The organism is Streptomyces sp. NPDC000941 (genome assembly GCF_053599555.1).
Genome location: NZ_JBSFMM010000153.1, coordinates 20,566 through 27,105, shown reverse-complemented (window position 1 = coordinate 27,105; position 6,540 = coordinate 20,566). Strand labels below are relative to the sequence as shown.

Here is a 6,540-nt window from a genome sequence, read left to right as displayed (position 1 = left end):
TTCTGCGCGGTGCACGACGCCCGGCTGGCCGACCTGGACGCCGCGCTCGGACGCACCAGGGAGGCGTGGCAAGAGCCGCCCGCGGCGGCGCCCGGGGCGCGGAGCATGCTCGCCGGATCCCGGTCATGGCTCCGCGAGCTGGCCATCGCCGGCTGGCGTGGCGTCGGCCACGACCTGATATCCGCCGCGGACCAGACCATCGAGGCCCTGCTGGCCGAGCCCGGACCGCGGCGTCTGGCGGTGCTCCTGGACGGCCTGGCGGCGGAGCTGCGCGCGTCCTCCCCGCTCGCGACGGCGGAGCGGCTGCCCGCGCGGCGCTGGGCCGATCTATGGGCGCGCGCCGTGACGCTGTCGTGGGAGGGCGGACGTTCCGGCGCGGCCCCGCCGGTCGAGTCGGTGTCGGGGCGGCTGCTGCTCCTCGGCGTGGACGTACACGAGCACGGCACCGCCGTGCAGGCACAGGTCCACGCGGTCCTGGAGCCCGCCGACGGCGCACCGGCGCGCCTGGTGCGTACGAGCGTGGTCGCGGCGAAGGTCGACACGATCGTCGGCCCTGCTATGTGGCGGCTGCTGCACGGCCATCCCACGCTGTTGACCGCGCTGGCGGAGCGACGTGCCCTGGAGGTCGCCGATCTGCCGCTGCTGGCCGGTGGCGACCTGGTGTGGCACGACGACCGGGCCACCGCGGGCGAGCCCGCGGACCCCTTCGCCACCGCCCGGATCCAGCTCGCCGGCGCGCTCGCGCCGCCGGTCCCGCCGCTGGAGCGCCATCCGGTGCGCATCGCCGAACCGGTGCTGCTGGAGGGGTACACCACGGACGGCAGCGCACTGGAGCTGGACGGGCGGACCCTCCCGCTCGACCTGGACCGGCTGCCCGCCTGCGGACCGCTGACGCCCGCGCTGGTGGCCGCGTCCTCCACCTGTATCGGCCTGCTCCGCCGGGACGGCGGGCGCTGGATGGTGCAGCCCCTGGCGGTCCAGACGACGGTCAAGCGCAAACCGGTCGAGGTGCACGGCGGCGACTGGGCGCGGGGGATCACGGATCCCAAGGTCGCCAAGGCGGAGGCCAGGGCGGGCGACGCGGTCGCCGTGCTGCGGGAGCGAGCGGGACGGCTGCTGCGGAAATGACCGACATCACGCATGACACATCGGGCGGCGGCGCCGACGAGAACCGGCGGCAGGTGCTCTACTGGCGGCTGCTGGCCCGGCTGTTCGACCCCGAGGAGCAGCCCGCGCTGGAGGCCGCGAGCGTGGCCATCGTCGACGACCTCGGGCTGCCGCCCGCGCTGCTGGACCCGGCCGTTTCGGTGGACAGCCTCGTCCAGCGCTTCCCCGGCCTGGAGACCGAGTTCCAGGACCTGATGGTGCCCTCGGACAAGAGCGAAGGCGACGAGGAGGACGGCGCCGCTACGGAGGACTCCGGGGAACAGGTGCGCCGGGCCGCCCTGGTGTCCAAGCTCCTGCTCAATGTGTTCAACACGGGAGCGGGTGATGTGACGGCCAAGCAGCTGGCGGACTGGCAGCGGGACGCGGGCTGGTGCAAGCAGGCGCTGGGCGCCGAGGGTGCGGAGGAGCTGAGCGGCACCCTGTCGGCCCTGGAGGGCGAGCTGGTGCGGCGTATGCGGCTGCGCGAGGTGCTGGCCGATTCGACGCTGGCCAGAGCACTGACGCCCAGCATGTCGCTCATCGAGCAGCTGCTCCGGGACAAGGACAATCTCTCGGGCGTCGCGCTCGCCAACGCGAAGGCGCTGATCCGCCGCTACGTCGACGAGGTCGCGGAGGTGCTGCGCACCCAGGTGCAGCAGACCAGCGTGGGCACCATCGACCGGTCGGTGCCGCCGAAGCGCACCTTCCGCAATCTCGACCTGGATCGCACCATCTGGAAGAACCTCACCAACTGGGACCCGGAGAGCGAACGGCTCTATGTGGACCAGCTGTTCTACCGCCACACCGCCAAGCGGACCACGCCCGCCCGGATGATCGTGGTCGTCGACCAGTCGGGGTCGATGGTCGACTCGATGGTGAACTGCACCATCCTCGCCTCCATATTCGCGGGGTTGCCCAAGGTGGATGTCCATCTCGTCGCCTACGACACCCGGGCGCTGGATCTGACCCCTTGGGTGAACGACCCGTTCGAGGTGCTGCTGCGCACCAGGCTCGGGGGCGGTACCGACGGCACCGCCGCGATCGCCCTGGCCCGGCCGAAGATCGCCGATCCCCGTAACACCGTGCTGGTGTGGATCTCCGACTTCTACGACAACCGGGCGCTGATGACCGACTTCGAGGCCGTACAGCGCTCCGGGGTGAAGCTGATCCCGGTCGGCTCGGTGAACAGCTCGGGGCGGCAGAGCGTGGACCCCTGGTTCCGCGAACGCCTCAAGGATCTCGGCGCGCCCGTGATCTCCGGACATATCCGCAAGCTCGTGTTCGAGCTCAAGAACTTCCTCGCCTAGGAGACCGACGAATGAACGACAACAACATGCTGCGCGCGCCGGCCGAGGTGAAGTACGCCGAAGAGCTCGACTGGCTGGAGTCGATCGACGACGGCCCCAAGCCGTTCTCCTGGCGGCTCAGCCCCCGGATGGTCCGGCTGTTCGTCCTCGGGTCCGAACCGTCCGACGGGCTCGACCGGCAGATCCCACAGAAGTGGTTCGGCGACCGCAGCTTTGTCGAGCGCAGCATCGTGACGCTCGCCTCGGACCGGGGACTGCTGCTGATCGGCGACCCGGGCACCGGCAAGAGCTGGCTCGCCGAGCTGCTCTCGGCCGCCATCTGCCGTAACTCGACCCTGGTCGTCCAGGGCACCGCGGGCACCACCGAGGACCACATCAAGTACTCGTGGAACGTCTCGATGGTGATCGCCAAGGGACAGTCACGGGAATCGATGATCCCCTCGCCGATCATGACGGCGATGGAGCGGGGCGTGATCGGCCGCTTCGAGGAGCTGACCAGGTCCACCAGCGATGTGCAGGACGCGCTGATCTCGATCCTGTCCGAGAAGTATGTCTCCATCCCGGAGCTCGACGACGACAACATCGTCTTCGCCCAGCCCGGGTTCTCCATCATCGCCACGGCCAACAGCCGTGACCGGGGCGTGAACGACCTGTCGTCGGCGCTCAAACGGCGGTTCAACTTCGTCCGCATCCCGGTGGTGACGAACAAGCGCAGCGAAGCGGAGATCGTCCGGTTCCGCACCAGTGAGCTGCTGCGCCGGCACCGGATCGAGCTGGAGGTGCCGCCCACGCTGCTGGACATCCTGCTGCAGAGCTTCGCCGATCTGCGTACCGCGTCGGCCTCGGCCACCAGCGACGACGACAAGCTCGAATCGGCGCTGTCCACCGCCGAGCAGATCGGCGTGCTCGAGGACGCCATTCTGCACAGCCAGTTCTTCGGCGACCGCGTCCTCGGCGCGCGGACGCTGGCCGGTTCGCTGGTGAGTTCGCTGGCCCGGCGCAGCCCCGAGGACCTGGCCATCCTGAACAAGTTCTGGCACGGCGTCGTGGAGCCGCGCAGCAAGAACGAGGGCGGGCCCTGGCAGGACTTCCTGGAGGGCGGCCGCGAGACGATCGCGACCCTGTCATGACGACGGTCAACCCCCGGAGCCCCGCGAGCAGGCCGAGCAGGCCAAGCGGATCCACCGGGTCGCATCCCTTCGGTGCGCTCCGTGAGCAGCTGCGCGACGCCGCGGCCACCTTCGCCGGCGAAGCCGGCGCCGTCCCCGGCATCCTGTCGGGCATGGTCGACGACGTCGACCGGGCGCTGCGCGAAGAGCTCGAGATCTTCCCGGTGTGCCATCACTCACCGGCCTCGGCGCTGGCCATGGTGCGGCGCCTGCGGGAGAAGCAGCCCAAGGTCATCTATCTGGAGCTGTGCGAGGATCTACGGCCGCTCCTCGACGAGCTGCGCAACTGCCGCCTCCCCGTGGCGTTGCAGGCGTTCGCGACCGACATCGACGGCTTTCCGCCCGACTGGGCGCCGCTCAGCGTGGTGGCGCCCATCACCGAGGCCTCGGCCGAGTACCAGGCCATCGCCTACGCCCTGGACAGCCCGGACGTGGAGCTGATGCTGGTCGACCGCTCCACGGACCATGTCTTCCAGTGGACGCCGCGGGAGCCCGCCGAGCCCGCGGAGGCACCGGACGCGGCTGGCGACAGTGCGGACGGTGCCGAAAGCGACACTGCCCGCCACGACGAGGCCGCCCTGCACGGCGACGCGCTCGGCATCGAGATCGGCGATCTGCGGCCCCGCTTCGCCGAGTTGGAGGCGTATCTGCTCCACCACGGCAAGGTCCGCCACTGGTCCGAGTGGTGGGACCAGTATGTGGAGCAGCCCCTGGTCGGCGCGGACTACGACACATACCGACAGGTCATGGTGATGATCGGCAGCCTGTTCCGGCGGCTGCGCCCGGACCGGCACGCGCGCAACGCCCAGGACGAGGACCGCGAGCGCTATATGTGGACGCGGATACGCGAACACCTGGCGGCCTCGGGCGCCGACCCGGCGGGGTGCCTGTATGTATGCGGCGCCTTCCACGCGGCCAGCCCGGTCGAGCAGTTCGGGCTGGCGGCCGAGGGCGAGCCGTACGAGATCAGCCCCCGTACGGAGACCCGCTGGATGTACGGGCTCATCCCGTCCAGCCACTCCGCCATCGAGGCGCAGTTCGGGCTGGCCCCGGGGGCGGTGTCGATCGCCTCGGCGACCTGGGCCAAGGCGCTGAAGCGCAGCGGAGTCACCCCGTTCCGCCCGGCGGGCGAGAAGGGAGGGAAGAAGCGGGCGGTGCGCGGGCGTGCCACTCAGGCCTCCGCTCCGGGTTCCCCGGAGGGGGTCGCGGACCGGCTGTCCGGGTTCCTGGCCACCCCGCCGGTGTTGGACGATCTCGACGAGGCCGAGCTGCTGGGGTGGTGTGTCGACATCGTCAGACTGGCGCGCCGCAATGGCTATCTCGCCAGCACGGCCGACGCCATCGCGGTGTTCGAGACGTCCATCCTGCTGGCCGGGATGCGTGGCCGCGGCCGCCCCACGCCGTACGACTTCGAGGACGCCGCGGTCACCTGCATCGAGAAGGACACCGTGCCGGGCCGCCGCGATGTGCGCCGGCTGTGCGAGATCCTGCTGGGCGGCGACCGCATCGGCGCGGTGGGCTATGACGCGCTTCCGCCGCTGGCCCGCGATGTGCTGGACCGTCTGGAACCGCTCGGGCTCAATCTCCAGGCGCGGACGAACCAGCGCGCGTTGCTCGATCTGCAGGCCGACCCGGAGCTCAAGCCCTGCTCCGATCTGCTGTGGATCCTGCGCCGGCTGCTGGGGGACACGGCCCGTCCGATCATGGGCGCCCGCAGGCTGGGCGAGCGGTCGATCCAGGAGAGCTGGGACCTGGCCATCGGCCGCAACCAGCGCTCTCTCGTCGAGCTCGGCTACGAGGGCGTCACGATCGAGCAGGTGCTGGAGCAGCGGCTGCGCCGCGACGCCTGGGCGCCCGAGGCCACCGCCGCGACCGCGCTCGAAGCCGTGGAGGAGACCATCCTCTATCTGGGCAGCCGACGGCTCGCCGACGAGCTCGGGGCGCGGGCCGTAGAGCTGCTGACCGCGGAGCGCACCGTGGACGGCGCGCCCCGGGTGCTGCGGCAGATCCGCCGGTTGCTGGCCCACTACCGGGCCGCGGAGCCGGAGCTGCCGCGCTGGTGCGAACGGTTCGTCACGGCGGGCTATGCGCACTACTGCACACTGCTGCCGACGGCCTTCGCGGACGAGGCCACGGGGCTGCGCCAGGTGGCCGCCATGCTGGGCTTCCTGTTCGAGATGGAGAGCTTCGCGCTCTCGCTCGGGTGCGACCACACCCAGCTCGAACTCGCCGTACGGCAGTCGCATCCCGAGGCGCCCGACAAGGTCGCGCTGGTGTGGGCGGCCCGGTCCCGGCTCGGCCTGATGTCCTCGGCCGAACTGCGCTCACGCTGCGCCGAACTGCTGGCCAACCCGCTGGTCGTCCCGGCGTTCCCGCGCTATATGAGCGGGTTCGTGCAGGCCTTGGAGCCGGTGCCGACGCTGACGCCGTTCGTGGTCGAGCAGCTGTCCAAGGCGTTCGCGCGGCTGCCCGACTCGGTTCTGCTCCCCTGGCTGCCCAAGCTGATCACGACGCTGCGCGACGGTGCGCGGGAGCTGGTTCCGGTGCTGGTGCGCGAGGCGGGCCGCACCTTTCCCGCCGCGCTGTCCGCGGTCGACGCGTGGGTGCCGCCGTGGTCGGCGCGGCCGACGGCATCAAAGGCGGCGCCGGGTCCGCAGGCCGCGCCGGGCGGGGTGGTCACGCGGTTGCTGGCCGCCCATCCGGCGACCTGTGACGCCGTGGCCGGATCGCTCGGGTACGACGCGGAGTGGCAGGACACCGCGCTACCCGACGGCGGAGCCGAGCGGCGGGAGGTGGGCGAGTTGCTGACCCGGTATCCGCAGACCGCGGACGCCGTGGCCAGGCTGCTCGATCTGCGCCCGGTCGGATAGCGAGTGCGCGGGCGCGGCCGGTCGGGTGTCGGGGGACACCGCCGGCCG

Annotated in this window: 4 protein-coding genes; all 4 read left to right on the top strand. The window is 71.3% G+C overall.

The genetic code is table 11. The features are described 5' to 3' along the window. Positions 1-1,128 (top strand): hypothetical protein (locus ACWDSL_RS36420; protein ID WP_450492234.1); only part of this gene is annotated, 1,128 nt, incomplete at its 5' end. Next, positions 1,125-2,453: a VWA domain-containing protein gene (locus ACWDSL_RS36415; protein ID WP_450492233.1), complete on the top strand. Its 1,329-nt coding sequence runs from the start codon at positions 1,125-1,127 to the stop codon at positions 2,451-2,453. The genes ACWDSL_RS36420 and ACWDSL_RS36415, both read left to right, overlap by 4 nt. Before the next feature lie 11 nt (positions 2,454-2,464). Next, positions 2,465-3,583, top strand: a complete 1,119-nt coding sequence (locus tag ACWDSL_RS36410; RefSeq protein ID WP_450492232.1) for an ATP-binding protein — start codon at positions 2,465-2,467, stop codon at positions 3,581-3,583. After that, positions 3,580-6,492: a hypothetical protein gene (locus tag ACWDSL_RS36405; protein WP_450492231.1), complete on the top strand. Its 2,913-nt coding sequence runs from the start codon at positions 3,580-3,582 to the stop codon at positions 6,490-6,492. Before ACWDSL_RS36410 ends, ACWDSL_RS36405 begins: the two co-directional genes overlap by 4 nt. Positions 6,493-6,540 lie beyond the last annotated feature (48 nt).